Below are 22,117 nucleotides of genomic sequence, written 5' to 3' on the forward strand. Positions count from 1 at the left end.
CAGTTTCTCCTCCAAAAGTGAAGCCCTTACTCTGGCGGTTATAGCACAAAACATTTAGCATGGTGCTTCAATCGCTTAGCTAAAGCTAGGGGTTTTATGGCGCAGTGGGTAATGGGGTAGAATTACCGCTATTAATCAGAATAATTTTATTTTGTGAACTGCATAGAATTTTAAGGATTCACATAGCTATCTACGCTACCATTGAACACACTTGAGGAAAAATTAGGAAATATCCTTTTTAATGTAATCACTCTTTATGTCTATCTCCTTCATGCCTTTTTGGAATTTTTGATGAAGTTTTCAGTCGTAGAAATTTGGCGGTTTGGAGCGTATAAGGTCTTTTTTAACCAATACTGAGTTTGGCAATCTTTTCATCGTTGTTTAAAAATAAATGCGCGATGTGGCAAATTTTTATACTTTCTTGTGATTGGAGACTAATCCCCAAATTACTTAAATCTAATTTGTACCCACACTTAATTTCTAGTCCATTATCTAGACAATAGTGGGCAATGTCATCAACGAGATTGACAAAATCTTCTGTCAATTTATCTTGTGGCATGAGCAAATTGTAACCATTCAATCTTACAGTGCGTAAAAGACCTAGAAGAGCAATTAAAGAATTGCCTAAATGATTTAGGCTTTCATCATCTCCACTTTTTAGTTTCTTAAATCTCTGTTCCATGTCTTTTAAAGTATCCTCTAAAAGCTTTTGACAAATTCTTGTTTTAAGAGTTTGTAAAAATCCTCCACATGCCATAGGGCTACTTGTATTACAAATGTTTGCAAGTATGATGGTTCTAAACTCAATGTATATTCTAAAATCTCCTGTGATTGCGTGCTGGCTAGGTAGTAGCCTAAGAATTTAAAGTTATGATTCTTAGTGTTAAAAACTTCTTTAACGTAAGGGGTGAGTGAATCTTGTTTTTCAGAGCTTAGTAAATGCCCTAGGGGAGCAACGCATTTTATCCATTCTTTTTTGGGTACATTTGACTGAGGTTTATCTAAGAGTACATGGAGACAGATTAGTTCTTGCAATTCTTTAGGAACCTGATCTAATGGGCGTTTGTTTTTAAAAATAGATGACAAACTATCTCCTAATTTTTTAAAGTAATTTTCAAAAGTTTCTATGTGGTGGATGCGTTGTCCCTCTTTAGTGGTGTGTTCTGCGACTACGGCATTATTGTTTTTTGTGATTTTGACCTGAGCCATTAGAGAGGTGCTTGGCTCTAACATTTCCGCATTACATTGGGGAAAATATTCTATTCGTCCACCTTGTTTAAAACCATACCAAAGACGGACTTCAGAAGGATTATGTGAGGGGCATCTTAAGTCTATGTAGCAATCGCCTGTCCTATTTACCCCCCTCTTTTGTGGCACATGTACTAACTCATATTTAAGAAAATTGGTGGCCTTTTTAACCAACCACTCTTCTAGCTGTTGCGTTTGAGGGAACTTGGGATATACCTCTTTGTTAAAGCATTTTTCTTTAATCTCAGCGGTGATGCTAAGGTCAGGATTTTTTATAGAGATAAAGCGGATATCGTAGGGGGTTTCATCTTCATAGCGGTATTCTAGCTCCACTTTGCATTTAAAACTCTTTGGCAGAAATCCCACTCGTCTTTAGCGGGTGGGATGAATGCCACTAATTTGTGGTATAATGTCCCCATACATTCGTATCTACGGCAGGAAGTGTCGGAAGTTACGCCTTTGGAGATATGATGTGTGAGACCTGTAGGGAATGCGTTGGAGCTCAAACTCTGTAAAATCCCTACTATAGGGACACAGAGTGAGAACCAAACTCTCCCTACGGGCAACATCAGCCTAGGAAGCCCAAATGTCTTTAGCATTTGGGCACTTCACTGTCTTGATCTTGAGGTTGAGTTCTTAGGCGGAGTTGGTAGGGACTTGCTTTGTCAGCAATATTTAAGTTAAAAATATATGTGTCCGTGTATGGCTCTAGTGTGAAGGATTCTTTAATGCTAATAAGACTTCCTTCCAATTCACTAGACTCATCTACTAGTGTGAAGTTTTTAAAATACTTCCCATCAAAAAACTCAATAGAGAGATTAGGCAAGTGATCTCTGTAGAAGGATTTACCAGCCTCTATCAGTGTAAGCGCAGCTTGCATATTTTCTAAAAGTTCTTTAGGTTCTAGCGGGTGGATGCGCAAAATCTTATTTTTAAAAATTTTGGTGTATTTACTGTAAGACTCTTCTAATGCTTCTAATGCTTCTTTGTCTGTTTTATTGCCAATATCTAGCGTGGGGTAGCGCACAAATCTTTTTAAGCCCTCAGGGGTAGTCTCTACTAACAAGGGTGTAACCCAAAAGTCTGAGGATTCTTTAATAAAAAGGGTATCGCCCGGTTGGGATATTTCTAAATATTTAAAAGCACTAACCACGCTTTTAGGCAAACTCCTAGAGGCGTAAAAATGTGCAGCAATGGCTGCTTTTAGGGGTCTAAAATCTAGGAGATCTACATGATCTGGAATCAAATAATTTAAACTAGCAAATTTAAAGCGTTCTTTAAAATCCTGTAAAAATGCCTTGAAGGCCTCTAGGCTCTGACCCTTGCAATCCTTTAAAGCTCTAGGCAAGGTGAAACACCCACCCGGATTTAAAATCCTAGCATTGTTGGCGTTGATCCATATACTATTGAGATTTTGTTTAGTGAGTGGGGGTAAGGTTCTAAACTTACCGTCTAAGAGCGCAGGTGGGCTGTCTTGAAAGAGGTCTATGCAAATAGATTTTTTGGGTTCTCTTGGATGGAAAGCAGTCCTTTTGCAGTCCAAAATACCAAGTTCTTTTAAAGTCTGTAGCGCTGTTTTTCTAATATTCTCAAAAGAATGGAGGTTAGCAGTGGGTAAGCTCCAATCCAAAAGACAATCAGCTGGATCAAAGTTGTTTATATTTAAGGCGCAGGGCAAGATTTTAACATCACTAAAAAAATGCAAGATCATCAGCATTTCTAGGTTCAAAAGATTCTTTAAAGAGAGCTTTGGGAGTTCTAGCGGGCGGTTAAGTTGTTGGTGTGCCTTAAAAATTTTGCTGTAGTGGGGGTGGTGTAAGAGAATGTTATTGGGTGTAATGTGCCGGTTTTCTTGAATTTGGCTTGCCTCTTGACTTCTTAGCCAATGGCGTATTTTGGCAAAGAGAGGGGCAAACTCTTTTAAATCTTGACGCAAGGAGGCGATACGCAAAACCTGTTTAACAAAGCGTTTCAAAAGCTTGTTTTCTGTAGTGTCCACCTCTTGGTATCTTTGCACAGCTAGGATTTTATTATCTTTCAACCTGTCTTTTATGGTGTAGCCGGGTTGTTTAGCAAGCCACAGCGCACAGCGCACATCAAATTCTTTTGCTAAAGAGATAGGTTTTTTAATGTGGGTGCGCTTGGTGTTGGTGTGGGGGGTAGTGAGTAAAATCTCTAGGGGTTTTTTGACATAACACAAGAGATAATAAAAGTCATCTTTGTAGATGGCCTGTGTGTAAGAAAAGTCTAATAAATTTTCTAAAAAGCTAAAAAGATCGGGGGTTTTGAATTTACCCGTACTCAAGTCAAACCCGCTGTTTTGGCGTAACCAACTGAGGATTTTTAAACGCTCTATGTTTTCTGGTAAATACAATTCTTTAATTAACATTTTTAGGCAGTAAAATTTCCCATTCTGCATTACTTAGGTAGTCTGCGCTATTCCAAATAAATTGGCGATAATCATTCTTGATAGCGTTTTCAAAATCTGCTCCCAAATCTAGCCCTTCATATTCTAATAAATTCTTAATAGCGTTCAAAGTGGTTGTTCCGGTGTCCTCCATTTCTAACCCACGCAATTTAGGCACAATCTTTTGCACTACTTGTTCTTCAAAGGCAAATCTTAAAGCCAAATTGCGTCTACTATCCTCGTTTTGATACTGTAAAACTAGAGGGTGGGAGCGCATGTAAAATTCTATACCCTGCCACACCCGATGCCCAATTGCCCGCCCGGTTTTTGTCAACTCTTTGTTGATCTTGTTTGCAAGCTCTTTATAGCGCTCCAAATCCCCCTCAAAGCGTTCTTTTTGCCATTTTTTCCAAATTTCTTTAGGGAGATATTTAAAAGTGTAGGGGTTTTTTTGGTTTTCTTGTTGGAGTTTTAGCCCTTGTAATTTTCTTGGTTTTGGGAAGTTTAAACAAAAAGCTCGATCCAAAACTTTATCTGAGAGTGCTTTTGTACTCTCATCCTCATTCATTGTCCCCACCCATAATAAATTATCCCCCAGAGGGCGTTCCCAAAAAATACCAGTACCAAGCTTAATCCCGATATTAACTACACCTGTGCCCGTGCGCTTCTGCTCTAACTTGCTTAAAAACTCCGCAAAATATTGCTCAATGTGCGCCAAATTCATCTCATCAAGCAAAATCAAGTTCATCCCCTCTTGAAGGCCAAATTTTTGTTCATCCTTACTATAAGTGGTCTGCACAAAAAAGCGCAAAATTTCTGTAGAGTCGAATTTATCCTCTACCATGTTGAAATACCCCATCATCGATTCGGGGCTGTCCCAAGTAGGCTGGACAGGCTGGGCTAAGAAGTTAAAGCCTCCAAAATAAGCGTAGAGTTTAGGTAATTCAGATTTACCCGTACCAGAGACTCCCAAGAGTACACTAAGAGGAGAGTAGATGGCGGATTTTAAGGCGGTGTGGAAAGCATAAAGAAGGCGGGTAGGATAGATAATGCCTAAATTTGCAATCCCGGTTTGGATATGGGTTAGGTACTCTATTTCGTTGGCGGGTTCTAGCTTTTCGTGATTGAGGTTTGGGTGGGTGTGCTTTTCAATTTGATCTAGCACGCTGTTAATGCGCCCCTCTGTTTGCTTAGCCGTGCTTTCATACTGAGAGAGCAAGTTAGCGATTTTTTCATCTTTTGCCAAAATTTCTTGATCTAAAATATCCACTTCTCGCTCTAGTCTCTTTTTGTCCTCCTCCAAACGCTTAAGTTCACTCTTTGTACTCTCAAGATCCCCGGCGTTGTCTCTAAGCGTCTTATTTTCTGCTTGGAGATCCTTAAGAGTGTTGTTTTCTTCCTCTGTAAGTCCCTCATAACGCAATTCAAGATCGTTATGTTCCTCTTGTTTCTTTTCTAAATCCTGCCTCAATCTTTCATTTTCTTTTTCCAAACTCTCTAATTGTTTGTAGCGTTCCTCTTGCTGGCATCGGCGCAATTTATCTTTGAGTTCATAAACTTCGCTTATTTCATCGCTCCAACGCTTAATAAGCTTCTCTTGTTCCTCAATTCGTCCTTTATATGATTCAATCTCACCTCTTACATATTCTCTTGCCTCATCTTGCTTTTCAGCTTCAATCTTATCTAGGGCTTGTTCTCTAGTCTTTATTTCTTGTTCTTTGAGCTTGAGTTTTGGTTCTTTTATGAGGATTTGGGTTTGTTGCTCTAATCCCTTTTGTAATTCCTCTTCAATTACCTTTTTGCGCTCGTCAAGATACAGCCTCAACTCTTGCTCTGCATCTGTTTTATATTGTGCCTTATATCTTTCCTCATTTTGCAAAAACTCTTTAAAATCTTGGAACTTTTGGGTTTCTTTACGAAGTTCTTGTTCTTTCCGGGAAATAACCTTTTCTCTTTCCTCTAGGGCATTTTCTCTGGCCTGCACTGCGACAAGATCATCTCCTTTAGCCTTCAATTCCTGCATGGCTTTATTGATGTTCTCATTAAGGTTTTGCAAGATTTGATCGTACTGTGTTTTTAAATCCTGCATACTCTTTGTACTTTGTTGTTCTAACTCCCTTTGAAATTCCTCCTCAAACTCTTTTTTGCGCTTGCTAAGATACAGCCTTGATTCTCGCTCTGCATCTGTTTTGCATTTTGCCCTGTAGTTTTCGTTCTCTTGCAAAAACTCTTCAAAGTCTTGGAATTCTTGGGTTTTTTTAAGAAGTTCTTGTTCTTTCTGGAAAATAACCTTTTCTTTTTCCTCTAGGGCATTTTTTCTGGTTTGTACTGCGTCAGACGCAACTTATTTAGCTTTTTCTAGCCTTTCTATCAGTTCTGCCTTTTTTTGTTCAAACTCCACTTCAAGTTCCGTTTCTCTTTGTTTGAGCTTCGCTTCAAGTTCCGCCTCTTTCTTTTTAAGTTTTTCAAACTCTTTTTCAAGTTCTGCCTTTTTTTGTTCCAACTCTGCTTCTGTCATGCCATTTCTCCAACTAAATTTTTAAGATAATTTAAGGCTTTTTGTGCCAAATCCGTTAAATCCTTAGGGCTTAGACGAGCTAGGGCGGGATTAATCTCATTGCCATGCCCTCTATAATCTACAAGATTGTTGATAAGCTCTATTTCCTCTTGTGTGGGTTTTGCATAACTTAAAAACACTAAGAAATGCGCCCCTAAACTTGCTAAAAGGCCGGAAAAAGCCTTTGTCAAATAATCTTGCCTCACCTCTTGTAAAGCCTTGCATCCGGTAGGTAATTTAGCGGTGAGTGTGGCTTTAGGGTGTTCTTTGATAGGACTATTTTCTCCATTTAGTTTTCTAAAAACCCTTTCAAAAAGCTTATAAAGGGTATCTATGACTTCTTTATGCGCCACACCCTGATAGCTTTGCATGTCTGCACTTAGGTAAAAATACACATCTACAAGTTCATTTTTAGCCCCCTTTTCCAAGCAATCCCACAGCTGGCCAAATTGGTTACGTGCCTCAATGGCGGCCGTTTTTTAGTAATCTTTTGTGTCATGGATTTCTGGTACATCTTTTCTAGGGTTGTCTAAAAACACTTCCACTAGAGTATAAACTTGATCCCTCCACTCCGTGATTTTGGCAGGATCTAAGGTTTTAAGGCGATCATCTTGCTCTGCTTTACCCCCATGGCTTGTCAGATTTCTGTAGGAATTTAGGTCCTTAAGGCTATGGATAAAGTGAGGGTATTTGCCAGCCACTTAAATATAATTGGATATTTAACCCTTCTTTGCCATGAAGCCAAGAAAGCACCTCTCCTAACTCAAACCCCATTTTTTGGGCGTTTTGCTCCACTATTTCCATATGGATATCTCCTTGCACTTTTGCAAAATCCTTTAATATGTTCTCACACAGATTAAACAAATCTGCACAGACTATTTTTTGATTCCTGCTCAATTTACTTTCAATGTTTTTAAGGGTGTTGTCGTATTTTGTGGGCTTTACAAAAGGGGTTTCTTGGATTTGTTTATGGGCTTTGCCCTCCGTTTTATATTTGTTGCGTAGGTCTTTTTGCAAATCATAAGGGGCATTCTTTTCAAAACTTTGATACAGCACATAAGAAGACCCCCCAAACCCATCGCTTATGTTAAACTCTCCATTAGAAAGCACACCAAGCTTGCAATGCAAATAAATGGGTTCTCTACCTGAAACCTCCTCAGGTTCGCCATTTAAGCGTTCTTGTGGGTGGTTTTCATTATGACGCCTAAGGGCTTTTTTAAGCTGTATGAGTGTTGGATCGCGTGGTTTTTCTTGAGGTCTGTCTATAAAATAAGCCTTTACTTTCTCTTGCCCTGATTTAAAAAAGACTTGTTTACCTATGTGGCTATGCAAAATTGTTTGTGGCTCTGCGGCAAAGACTTTCCCTAAAACCTTTCCACTTAAAGAATCTTGTAAAAAATAGACCAGTTTCCCCTCTAGCTCTTCTGTCCTTTCCAAACCCGGGTTGTTTTGGGTGATCTTTTCTAGGATTTTGGGCAATATTTCGCTTAAATCAAGCCCATTGCCCACTAAACCCAGCATTTTTGCCAATTCATTATCAGAGACTTTAGCCTCCTCTTTTAACTTCAAGGCAGTGCGCTCTACAAGGTTTAAAGCAAAGCTGTTACTCCACACCCTTAGCCACACGGGGTAAAGATAACAAGGCATCAAAATGTCTTGATTGTCTTTATTATCTTTTAAATCTGTTGGGCTACTTAGAATTTTCATAAATCTTGCCCTCCTGTTTGCACAACTCTATAAAAGCATGGATTCCGGGGGCTTGCTCCTTTGTTTTGGGTTTGTCAAAAAAATTAAAATCCCCCACCATAATCAACGCCTTTTTTTGGCGACTCATCGCCACACAAAGGCGGTGTGGGTCCTTGAGAAACTCATTAAAGTAAGAGCGCACCATAGAGAGAATTACAATGTCAAATTCCTTGCCTTGAAAAGCATCAATCGTACCTACACGCAACTTCTCACAACTCTTTAAAGTGTTAAAATCTTCTAACTTTTCAAACTCTCTACGCAGGGCTTGCTCTTGCGCCTTATAAAAGGTGATGACCCCATAACTTAGATTGGGGGCTTGTTGGTAAAACCCTTTATACAGCTCTAAAATGCGCTTTGCTTCTGTTTTACACATCCACGAAGTCCCCACTCTCTCCTGCGATCCACGCACATCCACCCAAGCACAAGGTTTGCCCTCTATAAGGGGTGTTTAAAATGGGTGGCATCTAGGGGGGACTTGTAGCCCTCTTTATAGGGCTCATAAAACACTCTACTTACCAACTGTGCTAAACTTGGATGGGTTCTATATTGCTGATCTAAAGTGATTTGGCGCTCTTTGCGATCAATAGCTTCTAACTCTTTTGCCCTCTCTTTTAATTTACCAAAAGTGCTGCTTTTAATCTGATCTTCTATCTCTGCTCTTGCCTCCTCATCTTTTCCATTCTTAATTTTGTCTAAGATTTTATCCTCAATGATAGGGGGTAACTGGCGGTGATCTCCAACCAAGATGATGCGTTTTGTGGCACGCACCATCACTAAGAGCAAATCTAAAGGGAGGATCTTAGCCGCCTCATCTACAATCACCGTATCAAAGCAACACCGATCCTCTTTGTCGTTAAAAGCTAGTGTGGCTTTTGCATTAAGGGCTTTCTCCACTTGTCCGGTGGTACTGGCAAAGACAAAACTATAATCGGTGAGAAAAGAACGCATATTTATGTCAGGTTTAAGGTTTTGGACATACTCCAAGAGGATTTGGCTGATTTTATCAGTAAGGGTGAGACTTTTGAGTTTATCCAAAAGGGTGTTGGCAAAATCTATCACATCTTCATTGCACTTTGCCCTAGAAAAATGCGGTTTAGGGGTGCACCGCTCAAGCAAGCGTTGGCGCAATGCTTGGAGTTCTTTGAAGTCCGGCTGTGTGGCTTGTAAAAGTTCTTTTTCTTTCTTGTTTAACACCTCTTTAAAGGGGCTATATAAAAACTCTTGATGGCGCACCAAACCATCATCATAAAAACTTTCTTGCAAAGTGCGTATGGCATAAATGGGGGCTAATTGGCCGATGTCATGGGGTTTAGGGCTAAATTGTGTTTTTAAACCCTCCCATTTGTCTTGTAATTTTGCATCTAAATCAAGCACAAAGCGGCACTCCTGCCCTACCCACTCCAAGAAAGCCAAAGTGCTCAGGGGAGCTTTCTTGTACTGATTTAAAGCCTTTTCTAGGTTGTAAATCAACTCTTTTTGGCTAAAGTCTTGGATTTGAGCTTTAGCGTTGTTGGCAATCTTTTCTAAAAATTCCTTTTCCAAAAATTCCTGTAGGGCATGATCACCTCTATCATCTTCTTTGCCTTGCTTCTCTCCAAATTTCTGGGTGGGTAAGCTCCCTATATTGATACGCCCCTGCACATTCTCTGTAGCATCGTGTCCATGCGCACACACCAAAACTAACCCTTTTAAATCCTGTGTGGATGCTTCCTCGTAAAGCCGCTCACAAATGGCATTGATCACTGTAGTTTTACCCGTGCCAGGAGGTCCTTGAATGATGGCAATGTCTGGAGTATTGAGCGCGATTTTAATGGCTTTTTCTTGGACTTCTGTTGGGGGATTTTTAAAGATTTTGTCTTTGACTTTTTGGGTTAGAGCCAAAAAGTGTTTTGATCTTGTAATCCCTTATCCTCCTTTGTCATAAACTCTAAAACTGCCTGTCTATCCTCTAAGTTTACCAACCACGCCGTAAAGCCCCTAGCTTTAGCTATGGGGATATAAGGTGCATGCTCTTTAGAGCATAATAAAGAATAGCTACTTTAAGGTATTAGTTAATATAATCTTGTATAATACTTTGTATGAAAGCCACTATCCAATACAAAAGTAATAATAATATTGTCTATTCTTGCAAATACCACATTGTATGGTGTCCTAAATAATATAGACGAAAAGTCCTTGTAGATCAGGTAGAAGTAAGGTTAAAACAAATCATTTTGGAAGTGGCGCAAGAGCTAGAAGTAGAGATTTTGGAGATGGAAACAGATAAGGATCATATCCATATTTTGGCAGAAGTTGATCCTAGCTTTGGGGTGATGAAGTTTATTAGGACGGCTAAGGGCAGGAGTAGTCGGCTTTTAAGACAAGAGTTTGCACATTTGAGAACAAGACTACCTACACTATGGACAAACTCTTGTTTTATTTCTTCTGTGGGGGGTGCGCCTTTGGAAGTGATCAAGCAATACATCGCCAACCAGCAAAACTCTGAAAGACCCAAGCAAAAAAACAAGTGGAAAGACTATGTTAATCGCCTACAAGCAGAAACTCTACAGCACAAGCAGAAATAAGCATATAAGCAAACTTCTGCGCCTTTATGGCATTTGCTACAATCATTGTATCGCTTTGCATAAGCGGTATTTTAGACTTTTTAAAAAGCATTTAAAGCTTTATACCTTGCAAAAGCATATCACTAAACTAAAGAGAACAGCACGCTTTGCTTTTTTGAAAACTCTAGGCTCTCAAACCTTGCAAGAGCTAGTAGGGAGGATAGACAAGGTTTATAAAAGATTTTTTAAGAAACAAGGTAGACCACCACGATTTAAAAAGGTGGCTTTATACCAAATCTTTCACATTTAAGGGGGGAACAGGTTATAAAATCCAAAACAACATTATCTCTTTTAATGGCTATCGCTTTAAGTTTGTCAAAACCTACGACCTTGCAGGCAAACCCAAGACCTTAACCATTAAAAGAGATAATCTAGGCGATTATTTCTTGTGCTTGGTGTGCGAAACAGAGGATAACCTTAAGCCCGCAGGCGGTAACAGCGTGGGGCTTGACTTTGGGTTAAAAACTTTTCTCACATGCTCTAATGGCACACAAATCCCATCGCCTTTATTTTTCTCTAAATTCTTGCCTTTGATCCGTGCTTGCTCTCGCTCCCTATCCAAAAAGAAAAGAGGCAGTCATAACCGCCTAAAGGCTAGGCTAAAACTTGCTAGATTGCACCGCAAAGTCCAAAATCTTAGAAAAGACTTTTTCTACAAGATTGCTAATAGCCTAGCCAAACAATACGCCACTATTTTCATTGAAGATTTGAACCTGAAGGGTATGGTTAAACTTTGGGGGCGCAAGATTAATGATTTGGCTTTTGGTGAGTTTGTGGCTATCTTGGAGAGAAAAACCCAAGTGGTTAAGATTGATAGATTCTATCCCAGCTCTAAAACTTGTTCTAGCTGTGGGGAGGTTAAAGAGGACTTGAGCCTCAAAGATAGAATCTTTAATTGCCCCTCTTGTGGGTTTTCTTTGGATAGAGATTTAAACGCAAGCATTAATATTCATAGAGTGGGGGCATCCACTCTTGGAGGAGAAGCTGTAAGACCCGCCTAGCGGGCAAGCTTTGATGATCCCAGAATCCCCTAGCTTTAGCTATGGGGAGTATGTCAACTTGTAAAGTTCCTCCAACTCGTTAGGGATTTTCTTATACAGGCGCAACAAATCTCCCTCTTTTAAGTTTTGCGTGTTCTCTAGGGTAATCTTTACTTTTCCAGCCCCTGTGCGTTCTATTTCTTTGATCTCTTGGCAGTGAAAGGAGCGTACTTTCTCTAAAACATCGTTGTAATCAGCAACTAAATAATCTTCCCATACCTTTAAATAGTTGCCGGTATCTTGATTGGCTAAAAGTTGCTTGCGAATCACCTGTGTGGTGTTGTCTTTAAATTCTAAAGTCCCTTCTACTAAGATTAAGCGATCGTCTCGCACTTCCTCTATGCGTTCTACATCTTGCGCCCATGCCTTTTCTTCCTCTTTAATACCTAAAACAAGATCATTGGCATATAAAAGATAAGAGGTTTCCTCTTTTCCTTCCTCTTTTCCTGAGTCCTTAGACTTTTTTGAAGGTCTCTTAATATCCTCAAGAACCTTTGGGGAACTGATAATAAAATAGGATTTTTTATTGATCTCTAAAGTGCAAATCTCTTTGAGCTTTTCTCGGCTGTGATTATGCTCTTTAAGTTTTGTATTTAAAGAATCATTGATAGCGATCTCTCTATCCTCATATTTGAGCAGTCTAAAAAAGATCACATCTAAAACTAAGGTTTGGGGTTTTTTGGGTTTCTTGGGTTTGTAGATGTTTTTAATACACGCTAAGCTCACAGAGCGAAGCCCGCTAAGGCTTCTTATATCTCTTTCTCGTCCTTCATCGCGGAATTTAACCTTAATTAACTTATCTTGGGCATGCAAATTTACCCTACTCTCTTTTAATTCTAAAAATCCCAAAATTGGATGGCCTTGGATGTTTTTAGGGGGCTTTAAATGCTCTTTGATGTTGCAATCTAACACCTCTATATCTCTTAAACATGTGTTTGTTTGGATATTTTTAAGTTCTAACATTTGCCCTCCTCAATGCATAGGCGTACACTAAAATTTTCACATTGGATTTCTAAGCTTTGTTGCAAATCTGTAGATTCTAGGCGTTTTTTAAGGGTGTTTAACTCTTTCTTATTGATGAAAATCCCCTCGTGGTGCTTAAATTCTAAGGCTATGGGGCGCACATAAAGAAAAGGGGTTTGGAAGTCTAAAACCATGCCCTTAAATAACAATGTGGGCAAAGAGAGGCAAAAATCCTTTTCTTTGATCGTTGCGCTAAAGCGCGCATACAAGCCATTTAAAAAATAACTTTCAGCGCACAACCTTTTAGGTTTGGGTGCATCGCAATAAGGGCAAAGCTCTAGACTATCCTTGTAGTGCATGCCACATTTTAAACACTCTAAACAGATAAGAGCATCGCCCTCTAAAGCCCTAGCAAAGAGGATTAAACTTGATCTTTTGGTTAAATCTATCTTGCCCGCTTCAAATAACATGTAAAAAAGCTCTTTGGTCTTATCATCTAAAATATTGTCTAAAGAAAAATAGATGTTAACAGCGTTACGCTTGTCTTCTCGATCCTCAATGAAAGGGCGGGTGTGGGGTTCTCCGTCCAAGTCATCCATAGCTCCATCTTTAAATGGGTGCAAGGTGGTGAGTAACCAATAAGCCACAATTCCAAAAGAATAAATATCACTTTCAATGCCATTTCTTTGCTCTTCAAATAACTCGGGAGCTTGATAATCAGGGGTACCAACACAAATTTGTTCACCCGTGTAACAGACATTGTCTGCATCAATGAGGCAAATATGAGGGTTTTCTAAATCTTTATTCCCAAAAAAGACATTGGCACAGGAAAGATCACAATAAATCAACCCTCTAGCGTGTAACCTAAATAGCATACTGGCTAACTTTGCCAAAAGTTTTAATCTAAAACGCGCCCCATTTGTGCGGATATAGTGGGCAAAGAGGCGTTGTAAATCCTCATTATCTTTACACAACTCAGCCCAAAAAGTGGGGATTTCTAGACTCTCATCTTCTTGGAGCGCACTAGGACCTTTAAACAAAACTTGTAAAGGTTCTAGCCCTTCTAAAAAAGGCATCACATAACCCGCTTTGTCCTTGAGCGTGGCTTGCGGGAGAACTAGAGCAATATCTCTAGGAATGGGCTTATAGATCAAGGCATCTACTTTTTGCAAAAACTTTTTTATGGCGTTTTTATCGGTAATTTCTTCACCATTTTTGATAGCAATTTTTACCACCCCATCTCCCTCTAAAGTTTTATACACCCGTCCCTGCCCGCCTGCTGCTAGAGGTTCTTTTTTCAAATTGTGTAAATTCCCAAAAATATCTCGCACTCGCATTTCACTCCTTAAAAAGGGCGATCAAAGTCTTATCATCGCTAGATTTTAAATTCACATTTTTTAAGAATTTAGAGGTTTCTAAAGGGTCTTTATCGTGTTTGCAAGCTTTTAAAAAACTCTTTGCAAAATCAAGTTCTTTAGATTCTTGTAAAATCTCGCCCACCCCGTCTGTATAAATGAGAATGCCCTGTATGTCCTTAGTGTTGTAGATGTGCCAAGAAATAGAAATGCCTTGATCAAAGGGCACAGTTTTGTGCGTGGGTCCCTCTTTTACTTCCCTTAAAATCTCCTCCCTTGCTCCACAAATCACGATCTCACCATCTCCTACCTTGCCTAAATAAACTTTAGACTCTGTGAATATGGCAATTTGCAAGGTGCTTAAACAATCCTCTAGCTTTAAGGGGTGCAAGCGGCATGCCCAAAGTGTGACTAAAAGAGGGGCAAAAAATTTTAAATCGTGGCGCTCACAATCAAAGACTTTTAACGCCTCTAACACACTTTCACACAGCGCAGAACTCCCCCTTTTAGAGTGTACTCTGCTCCCAAGCCCATCACACACCACAGCCACTAATTGTCGTTTATAGCGTTTAATGATGTAGGCATCTTGATTGTGTGCTTTTCTTGGACCCTTGATAGATGCGCCAAAAGCCCTAAAGCCCCACTTACGCACAAGCCCCCCCTAAAACAAACACCAAAGCGTTTAAGATTTCCTCAGGCTCAAAGTAAGCTTGGCTGATTTTTTTAAGCTGTGTGCGATCTACATCTACTCCCACCCCAACTGCTGCGCACACGCTAATCTCCTCCTTAAACAGACCATCGCTAAGTAAAATTCCGGCCTTAAAAGTCCCCCTAGCTTCTTTTAAAGGCATCACCTTAAAATCCACCCCTAAAGATTTACAAGCCTGTTTTAAAGTGCATACCAAATGCAAAACCCCCGCTTTTTTACCCAGCTCTAGCATAGACCCTGAAGTGTCTATGATGAGGGTGATTACACCATTAGCCTCCTGAGTAGTTCTCATTATTAAACGCTCAAGTTAGAATAAACTTTTGCTGCACCGGATTGCAAATTAAATTATTTGAACAAATCAGGATCATCTAGCGCACCAGAACCACCCTGACTGTTGCCGCCACCCCCATTGTTGGAATTGTTCTTGGCGGTTATCTTACGCCCTTGTGTAACGCTTGCTGTAATGGCTTTAAAACAATTAATAAGACTTTGGACATCATTGGCGTAATACACCTGATTAGGCGATCCGCTAAAATCATGGACAGCTTGGGGCTCCTCACCTTCGTTACCGATAAACACGCTGTAGCGCACACTCTTAGAACTGCGGTTTTCTTTATTGTGGATAAAATCATGCAAGGGGCCTTGCCAATCATCGTTAGGCTCGCCATCAGAAACCATGACAACATAGGGGGTATAAAACTTGCCCGGGAAGGTGTCTTTATTCTGTATGTAGTCTCTTGTAAGTTCTAAAGCCATGCCTAGCGGAGTGTTACCACCCGTGCCAAGGGGGCTAAATTGGATGCTTTCAATCTTGCTAAGGGGGGTTTGTAATTTCACTCCACCAGCTCCAAAGGTGATCACCGCCAATTTAGAAACATTCTCTCGCTTCGCCTCCTCTTTGAGTAAATCAATCATCGTCTGCACACAATCGTTGAGGCAGCCGATGCGGGTTTGTCCTCCATTCATATTTGTACTCATAGAACTTGAAGTGTCTAAGAGTAGAAAAATAGGGATAAATCGCTCTTCAACGACATAATTATTAGGGTTAAATGCCATAAAATCTCCTTTTTTAAAAAAATTATGCTAGCGGCTATCTAGCCTTCCTCAATAGGATACAACTGATAAAACGGTAAAGTAAGGGGCTTATTGATCTGCACTCTTTGATTAGCGCCAACACGCTTTTATCGCTACAGCGATCACGGTTATGTGCTTTGCCAAGAATCTTAGAGATTTTGCGTATCTTGATCGCACATACCAAAATAGAGAAAAATAATGCAGGAAATAACTAAAAATCTCTGGCGGAACCTGCGCAAATCACCCCACGATCATAAACAAAGATGATTGGTTTTAAATGCCTTAAACGCCTTAAAAAAGCGGGACTTGTCTACAGACTTAAAACTAAAAGCCCAAAGAAAGCAAACAAGGTATTTAAACCTTATAATTCTAATGGTGGCTAAAACTTTGTAGGTAAAGTAAGGGGCTTATTGATCTGCACTCTTTGATTAGCGCCAACACGCTTTTATCGCTACAGCGATCACGGTTATGTGCTTTGCCAAGAATCTTAGAGATTTTGCGTATCTTGATCGCACATACCAAAATAGAGAAAAATAATGCAGGAAATAACTAAAAATCTCTTAGCAGTCCTGCGCAAATCACCCCACGATCATAAACAAAGATGATTGGCTGGGTTTTTTTAAAGAATTGAGGGTTTAAAGATAGCGTTAGACAGAACAAGCCTAATAATAAACTCTTGGCAAACGCTTAGTTAGCATGGTGATGGCCTCGTAATTAATAATGCCTAAGATTTTGGCTATATCCCCTGCTCCCATCGCACCACTTTTAGAATCGCCTAGCAATATAACAGTATCACCCTCTTTTGCTTGGATAGCACCTAGATCAACAAAACATTGATCCATGCACACCCCGCCAATAATGGGGATTTTTTTTCCATGTAATAATCCCCAAGCCTTATTGCCTAAAACTTTAGAAAAACCATCGCCATAACCTAGTGGCAAAACCCCTACTCTAGTGGGCTCTAAACAATAAAAATCCTCTCCATAGCCTATTAATCTACCCGCAGGGATTTCTTTTAAGCTCACAATTTGGGCTTTAAGAGTGAGGACATTTTTTAACTCAAAACCCTTTTTTAAAAGGGCATCTTGGGTATAAATAGAGGGGTGTAACCCATAAAGAGCTAGCCCGACTCTAGCCATGTCTAAACCATAATTAGGCATAGAAATAGTAGCCGCGCTATTTGCCATGTGGCGGTATTTAAAAGAAAGCCCTAGTTGATCTAATAAATCTAAAAATTCTATAAATCTTTCTGCTTGCATCGTGGCATAACCTTTATAAAGCGAATCCGCATTACTATGGTGGGTAAATATCCCCTCTACTTCTAATCCTTTTAATTGGGCGATTTTAGCAATGGTATTTGCGCTTTGCTGTGTGGGGAAAAAGCCTAAACGGCTCATGCCGGTATCTATTTTGATATGCACTTTGAGCTTTTGTTTTAAAGAGAGCGCTACTTGTGAAAAATAACAAGCTTGTTCATAGGAAAAAAGGGTTTGGGTGATGTGGTTTTTGATCAGATCTTCTGCCATGTTGGTAGGTGTAAAACCCAAGATTAAAATAGGAATAGAGGCAAAATGCAAACGCACCTCTAAAGCTTCTTCATAAGTGGCTACCCCTAAATAAGTAGCCCCTTGCTCTATAAATACACGGCTAGCCTCCAGTGCACCCACTCCATAAGCATTAGCCTTAACAACTGCCATGATTGCCATGCCATCTGCTACCTCTGATATTACTTTAAAATTATGGGCTAGGGCTTTGGTGTCAATTTCAATGTAGCTAGCGCGAGAGAGGAGCGGATTTGTGGACATGGAGTGTTTTTTGTTCTGTATTAAAATACGATTTAGTTTCTGCTACCACAACTTTATAAAGCAAGAGTAGGGCAATTAAATTAGGAATGGCCATTAAAGCATTGGCAATATCTGAAAAATTCCAGACAAATTCAAGTTTGGTTACAGAACCCACAAAGATTCCCACCAAGTACAGAATGCGGTAGTAAAAAATACAAGAGCCACCAAAGGTAAATTCTATACTGCGCTCTCCATAGTAAGCCCAGCCCACAATAGTAGAATAAGCAAAAAAGATAATAGAAGCAAAGACAACCCAGCCAGCTTGGGGATAAAAATAACGCACACTTTCATAGGTGAGTAAACTTGCATCATGGAATTCTTTGTACACCGGAGCCATTAACACTAACAAGGCTGTAGAAGTACAAACCATCATAGTGATAATAAGAGGCTGGAGCATAGTGATCAAGGCTTGTTTAACTGGATGTGCGCTTTTAGAAGCAGCTGCTACAATGGCTGCACTACCCATGCCCGCCTCATTAGAAAAAAGCCCCTTACTCACCCCAATTTCAATCATGGTTAATAAAGCCACACCTCCAGCCGTTCCGCCAATAGCTTCTTTGGGGTGGAAGGCATGGGCACAAATAAGCTTGACAGCCTCAAAGGCATCGCCTAAATGGGTGATCACAATATAAAGGGTGGTAAGCACATATAAAAGTACCATAAAGGGAGCAAAGTAATCGCTAAATTTGCTAATAGATTTAATTCCTCCCATTAAAATAAACCCGGTAATACCAGCTACAATCAAACCGGATAACCAAGTAGGGATTAAAGCACGGTGGAGCAAGATTGAGGAAACAGCATTAGCCTGTGTCATGCTCCCAATTCCAAAAGAGGCAATTAAAGTAAAGAGGGCAAAAATAAAGGCAAGTTTGGGCATATTAAGGCCATTTTTAATGTAATACATAGGGCCGCCTTTGTAGCCATATTTGCCCACTTCTCTATACTTTAAAGAAAGCACGCCTTCAGCATATTTAGTCGCCATGCCTACAATGCCTGTTACCCACATCCAAAAAATGCTCCCAGGTCCACCGGAGATAATCGCAACAGATACCCCAATAATGCTCCCAATCCCTACAGTAGCTCCAATAGAGAGCATGAGGGCAGAAAATTGAGTAATATCACCACCGGAATGTTTATCCCTAGTGCAAAGAACTTTAAAAGCGTGGTAGGTTTTAGAAAATTGTAAACCCTTTAATACAAAGGTATAAAATAGACCTGTGCCCACTAATAAAACTAGTAGGGGTGGTCCCCATACCCACTCTTTGATGGTGTTTAAGAGGGAGTTTAGATAGCCCATGGTTCTCCTTTAACAAGTGCAAACTACTCTCTAAAAAAGGCAGAAAAGAGCATGGCATCTGCATTTTTTTCATTGCTTCCATCCACGCTTAAATTAGCAACAATACGGCCAAGAGCCGGTCCAAAAGTCATTCCAAGCCAGCCTAGCCCAGTCGCATGGATTAGATTTTTATAGGTTTTATCAAAACCTAAATAAGGAATATCATTAGGTGTTAAAGGCCTAAACCCGCTCCACTCTACCGGTTCAATCATCTCAAAGGGTTTGGTAAAAGTGGTGAAATTCTTTTTCATATTAGCAATTTGAGAGGCGGTGATGTGTGGATCTGTTGTGTTGAGTTCTAATTTGGAGGTGATACGCACCGTGTGTCTTCTAGGAGTCATGGCTAAGAAAATATCAGCAAATAATGAGGAAGTTTTGGGTTTAAGGCTTTCTTCCATTTTAAAAGTGATGCTATAACCCTTAGCCCCCATCATTAAAAAGTCATTTTGGGTTTTTTTAATCAGTCGGGGACTTGCACCTGTGGCTAAAACAATGGTATCAGCCTGTATCCGGTTTAAATGCGTGATAATGCCACTGATCTTAGAGCCGCTAAACTCAAAATCTAGCACTTCCTCGTTATAGTAAAACTCCACACCCGCATTTTTAAGGTAGTTATGCAGACTTTCCATAACCTCTCTAGCATCAATATGGGCATTTTCTTTGAGTAGTACGCTCCCACAAATGCTTTCTTCTTTAGCAACGGGCATGTAATCTAAAGTCTCTTTTGGATTAAAAATAGTGTAAGTCTGGCTATCGTAATGATTTTGGCATAGCTTAACTTTTTTATCAAAGTTTTCTTGTAAGGTGTAAATCATAAGCAAGCCATCTTCTTTATACCAAAAATCCATGCCGTCATTGAGCATCTCATGGTAAATATCAATACTCATCCAGCCATAGCGCTCAAAAAGAGCCATAGTTCGTTTAGCAGATTTAGGATTAGCGCTTCTAATAAACTTACACAACCAGCGGTATAACAAAGGGTTAACCCCCCAATGGATATTTAAGGGGGCTTGTCCTTTTAGCATGAGCTTAATTGTGTCTAACACTACACCCGGGTTAGAAAGGGGGGCCTTTTTAAAAGCCGAAATAAGCCCGGCATTACCAAAGGAAGTCCCACTATTCCCATCGCCTTTATCAATTACACTTACTTTGCGACCCAGTTTATGCAAAGAATAAGCACAACTTAAGCCAACGATGCCTCCGCCAATCACAACGGCATCTTTTTGCATGATCTCTCCTATTTTTGGGCAATAGCTTCAATTTCAACCAAACCATCTTTGGGTAGTTTGGCAACTTGGTAAGTAGCGCGGGCAGGATAGGGCTCTTGAAAATAGCTCCCATAAACACTATTGACAGCCGCAAAATCCTCTAAATTTTTCAGTAGAATGGTGGTTTTTACAATAGACTCCATTCCTAGATTAGCCGCCTTAAGAATAGATTTAATATTCTCCATAGCCTGTTTGGCTTGTGCTTCTATATTATTCCCTGCAAATTCTCCATTGGCACTTAACCCCAGTTGTCCAGAGACAAACACTAAACCTTGAGTTTCTATTGCCTGCGAATAGGGCCCAATGGCTTTAGGAGCGTGTTCTGAGTGTATTGCTTTCATGTTAATCCTTTAAAAATAAAAAGTCCCATTTTGCCCCATTCAAGCTGTATTTAAGCTGATATTTTATTTGATTTGCACATGCACGGGTTTAGCTAGGTTATCTGTGATCTTATCAATCTCTGCGTCTGCTTGCTCTTTACTGCTATAGGGGCCAATGAGGTAGCGCTTTTGCCCATTTACATCTTGTACTTGGTGGGGATATTTTTTAATGGCTTCTAAAAATTTAGGGTTAGGCGTTTTACTAAATACCCCCACTTGCAAGTAAAAACCCTTAGGCAATGTAGGCTTATCTAAGTGTGGGGGTGGTGTTGTTTTTGCCACTTCTTTATGAGGGGCTTGGTGGGGGGCTTGGGCTGTAGATGTGTGGTGGGTTGCTGTGGCTGTTTTTTCTGCTACATGGTGCTTATGGGGTATCTTTTTGTGGGTAGTGGCTTGATTATGCGTAGTGGCTTGGCTATGCGCTGTTTTTGGGTGTTCTTTTTTTACAACTTGATGGTGATTTGTTGCATGGTTTTTCTCATGCTCTGTTTTTTGGATTTGAGTCTTTGCATGCGCGTTCTCTTTAGCATGGTTTTGCTGGTGGGGATTATTCACACCTGTAGGGGGAATTGGCATAGGTGTAGGTTTTTGCAATGGCGGGGTTGGAGGGGGTGTTGGCTGAGCGGGTTTATCAAGCGGGCTTGCAGGCAAAGTTGTAAGCTTAGTTTCATCTTGTGGATTGGGTTTTTGCTTGGCTTGAATGTCTTTTACAATTTGATCAAACTTGTCTTCCTCAGGTTTTTTAGCCGTAGGCTCTAAATTGAGGCTTTCAAAATTATTAGCATTATGATCAGCTGTATTGCCCACTTTTTGCATGCCCTTATCTGGAGGCAATAGCGCACTTTTGGCCGGCTCACGCGTACTTTTATAAAACACCACCAAAACCACCACCAGTACGATTAAACCAATGGCTACAATCAATAAGATTTTCTTAAGCCCAGAACCTTTTTCTTCCTCTACTAAATCATTGAGTCGCTTATTTAGCTCTTTGTTAAGTTCGTTATTGTCCATCATCGTTCCTTTATAAAATCTCAAACTTATAAGTGCTTAGCCCAGCTAGCCCCCCGCTCTTTAGCAAATACCTCGTAAGGTAAAACCAAAATATTAAACGAAGGGGGGAGTTCATTATTGGGAAATACCCGCCACTCATTGGGCAAGCCTTGTGCAAGTTTCATAGAAAGAGTACGCGCCAAACGACACCCCTCGCTTAAAGCCGTATGCCCTTTATGCACATAGAGGTGTAAATGCCCCGGGGTTTTACTTTCATAGGCGGTAAAATTGATAAAACCCTCTTCTCTTAAAAGTAGCTGGGCTTTATGATAAAATCGCTCCGGGTTATAGCCATTGTAATCAAAGACGATATTTTCAATCTTATCGCCTTGTAAAATCAAAGCATGGGCAAGAATGATCTCTTTTCTCCAATGTTTTTGAATCAACATAGAAGTTAAGGGGGCATCTACTTTCTCAAACTTATCATAATAACAACGACCCATGTATTCTATCTTAGCCCCTAAACCGGGCTTTAAAACATAGTAAAACCCTGTCTGGAGTTTGATAAGCTTTAATTGCATTTCTGTCATCATTTAA

At 40.0% G+C, this 22,117-nt stretch carries 22 protein-coding genes and 2 pseudogenes; 3 read left to right on the forward strand and 21 right to left on the reverse strand.

Annotated elements, in window-relative coordinates; all coding sequences use genetic code 11:
• Nucleotides 1–343: 343 nt before the first annotated feature.
• Entirely contained in the window at nt 344–757 is a 414-nt protein-coding gene (locus OO773_RS02155; protein ID WP_034376478.1) for a hypothetical protein, read from the reverse strand.
• Entirely contained in the window at nt 700–1,614 is a 915-nt protein-coding gene (locus tag OO773_RS02160) for a hypothetical protein (RefSeq protein WP_143440963.1), read from the reverse strand. Before OO773_RS02160 ends, OO773_RS02155 begins: the two co-directional genes overlap by 58 nt.
• 108 nt (nt 1,615–1,722) lie before the next feature.
• On the opposite strand from OO773_RS02160, the gene OO773_RS09940 reads away from it, so the two are divergent.
• Nucleotides 1,723–1,932, forward strand: coding sequence for a hypothetical protein (locus OO773_RS09940; RefSeq protein WP_370413142.1), 210 nt, complete (start codon nt 1,723–1,725; stop codon nt 1,930–1,932).
• Here OO773_RS09940 and OO773_RS02165 read toward each other — a convergent pair.
• The 8 genes from OO773_RS02165 to OO773_RS02200 all read right to left on the reverse strand — a co-directional run bounded on the left by OO773_RS02165 (nt 1,841) and on the right by OO773_RS02200 (nt 9,839).
• Nucleotides 1,841–3,637 carry a hypothetical protein gene (locus OO773_RS02165; RefSeq protein WP_264828651.1) on the reverse strand — a complete coding sequence of 599 codons (1,797 nt, stop codon included), beginning with the start codon at nt 3,635–3,637 and terminating at the stop codon, nt 1,841–1,843. The genes OO773_RS09940 and OO773_RS02165 overlap by 92 nt on opposite strands.
• Complete coding sequence (locus OO773_RS02170) at nt 3,627–5,942, reverse strand: hypothetical protein (protein ID WP_006564288.1); 2,316 nt, start codon at nt 5,940–5,942, stop codon at nt 3,627–3,629. Before OO773_RS02170 ends, OO773_RS02165 begins: the two co-directional genes overlap by 11 nt.
• Nucleotides 5,943–5,999: 57 nt before the next feature.
• Nucleotides 6,000–6,173, reverse strand: coding sequence for a hypothetical protein (locus tag OO773_RS02175; RefSeq protein ID WP_155729031.1), 174 nt, complete (start codon nt 6,171–6,173; stop codon nt 6,000–6,002).
• Nucleotides 6,170–6,640, reverse strand: a complete 471-nt coding sequence (locus OO773_RS02180; RefSeq protein WP_034376041.1) for a hypothetical protein — start codon at nt 6,638–6,640, stop codon at nt 6,170–6,172. Before OO773_RS02180 ends, OO773_RS02175 begins: the two co-directional genes overlap by 4 nt.
• A gap of 51 nt (nt 6,641–6,691) precedes the next feature.
• On the reverse strand, nt 6,692–6,913 hold the full coding sequence (locus OO773_RS02185) for a hypothetical protein (protein ID WP_034376043.1): 222 nt from the start codon (nt 6,911–6,913) through the stop codon (nt 6,692–6,694).
• Nucleotides 6,882–7,919 carry a hypothetical protein gene (locus OO773_RS02190; protein ID WP_034376045.1) on the reverse strand — a complete coding sequence of 346 codons (1,038 nt, stop codon included), beginning with the start codon at nt 7,917–7,919 and terminating at the stop codon, nt 6,882–6,884. Before OO773_RS02190 ends, OO773_RS02185 begins: the two co-directional genes overlap by 32 nt.
• Complete coding sequence (locus OO773_RS02195) at nt 7,903–8,331, reverse strand: C-terminal helicase domain-containing protein (protein ID WP_050780182.1); 429 nt, start codon at nt 8,329–8,331, stop codon at nt 7,903–7,905. The genes OO773_RS02190 and OO773_RS02195 overlap by 17 nt, the downstream gene beginning before the upstream one ends.
• A gap of 62 nt (nt 8,332–8,393) precedes the next feature.
• Nucleotides 8,394–9,839 carry an AAA domain-containing protein gene (locus tag OO773_RS02200; protein WP_050780181.1) on the reverse strand — a complete coding sequence of 482 codons (1,446 nt, stop codon included), beginning with the start codon at nt 9,837–9,839 and terminating at the stop codon, nt 8,394–8,396.
• Between the two features lie 197 nt (nt 9,840–10,036).
• On the opposite strand from OO773_RS02200, the pseudogene tnpA reads away from it, so the two are divergent.
• Nucleotides 10,037–10,522: pseudogene (tnpA, locus tag OO773_RS02205) on the forward strand (IS200/IS605 family transposase).
• Nucleotides 10,476–11,562, forward strand: a pseudogene (locus OO773_RS02210) (RNA-guided endonuclease InsQ/TnpB family protein). Before tnpA ends, OO773_RS02210 begins: the two co-directional pseudogenes overlap by 47 nt.
• Nucleotides 11,563–11,601: 39 nt before the next feature.
• Here the strand turns inward: OO773_RS02210 and OO773_RS02215 are convergent.
• The 11 genes from OO773_RS02215 to OO773_RS02265 form a co-directional block, all read right to left on the reverse strand.
• Nucleotides 11,602–12,564 carry a hypothetical protein gene (locus OO773_RS02215; RefSeq protein ID WP_064430010.1) on the reverse strand — a complete coding sequence of 321 codons (963 nt, stop codon included), beginning with the start codon at nt 12,562–12,564 and terminating at the stop codon, nt 11,602–11,604.
• Complete coding sequence (locus tag OO773_RS02220; RefSeq protein WP_034375745.1) at nt 12,558–13,901, reverse strand: protein kinase domain-containing protein; 1,344 nt, start codon at nt 13,899–13,901, stop codon at nt 12,558–12,560. Before OO773_RS02220 ends, OO773_RS02215 begins: the two co-directional genes overlap by 7 nt.
• A gap of 1 nt (nt 13,902) precedes the next feature.
• Complete coding sequence (locus OO773_RS02225; RefSeq protein ID WP_050780130.1) at nt 13,903–14,571, reverse strand: protein phosphatase 2C domain-containing protein; 669 nt, start codon at nt 14,569–14,571, stop codon at nt 13,903–13,905.
• Complete coding sequence (locus OO773_RS02230) at nt 14,564–14,920, reverse strand: hypothetical protein (RefSeq protein WP_034375747.1); 357 nt, start codon at nt 14,918–14,920, stop codon at nt 14,564–14,566. Before OO773_RS02230 ends, OO773_RS02225 begins: the two co-directional genes overlap by 8 nt.
• 53 nt (nt 14,921–14,973) lie before the next feature.
• Complete coding sequence (locus tag OO773_RS02235; protein ID WP_006563853.1) at nt 14,974–15,684, reverse strand: vWA domain-containing protein; 711 nt, start codon at nt 15,682–15,684, stop codon at nt 14,974–14,976.
• 680 nt (nt 15,685–16,364) lie between these two features.
• Nucleotides 16,365–17,507: an alanine racemase gene (gene alr / locus OO773_RS02240; RefSeq protein WP_176485293.1), complete on the reverse strand. Its 1,143-nt coding sequence runs from the start codon at nt 17,505–17,507 to the stop codon at nt 16,365–16,367.
• Complete coding sequence (locus tag OO773_RS02245) at nt 17,476–18,843, reverse strand: alanine/glycine:cation symporter family protein (protein WP_006563855.1); 1,368 nt, start codon at nt 18,841–18,843, stop codon at nt 17,476–17,478. Before OO773_RS02245 ends, alr begins: the two co-directional genes overlap by 32 nt.
• Nucleotides 18,844–18,866: 23 nt before the next feature.
• On the reverse strand, nt 18,867–20,111 hold the full coding sequence (locus tag OO773_RS02250) for an NAD(P)/FAD-dependent oxidoreductase (RefSeq protein WP_040499046.1): 1,245 nt from the start codon (nt 20,109–20,111) through the stop codon (nt 18,867–18,869).
• An 8-nt stretch (nt 20,112–20,119) separates the two neighbouring features.
• Nucleotides 20,120–20,491 carry a RidA family protein gene (locus tag OO773_RS02255; protein ID WP_034375753.1) on the reverse strand — a complete coding sequence of 124 codons (372 nt, stop codon included), beginning with the start codon at nt 20,489–20,491 and terminating at the stop codon, nt 20,120–20,122.
• Nucleotides 20,492–20,554: 63 nt separating this feature from the next.
• Nucleotides 20,555–21,541: an SPOR domain-containing protein gene (locus OO773_RS02260; protein WP_040499047.1), complete on the reverse strand. Its 987-nt coding sequence runs from the start codon at nt 21,539–21,541 to the stop codon at nt 20,555–20,557.
• 26 nt (nt 21,542–21,567) lie between these two features.
• Nucleotides 21,568–22,110 carry a DUF1882 domain-containing protein gene (locus OO773_RS02265; protein WP_034375756.1) on the reverse strand — a complete coding sequence of 181 codons (543 nt, stop codon included), beginning with the start codon at nt 22,108–22,110 and terminating at the stop codon, nt 21,568–21,570.
• Nucleotides 22,111–22,117 lie beyond the last annotated feature (7 nt).

Source organism: Helicobacter suis HS1, from assembly GCF_026000295.1.
Lineage (GTDB): Bacteria > Campylobacterota > Campylobacteria > Campylobacterales > Helicobacteraceae > Helicobacter > Helicobacter suis.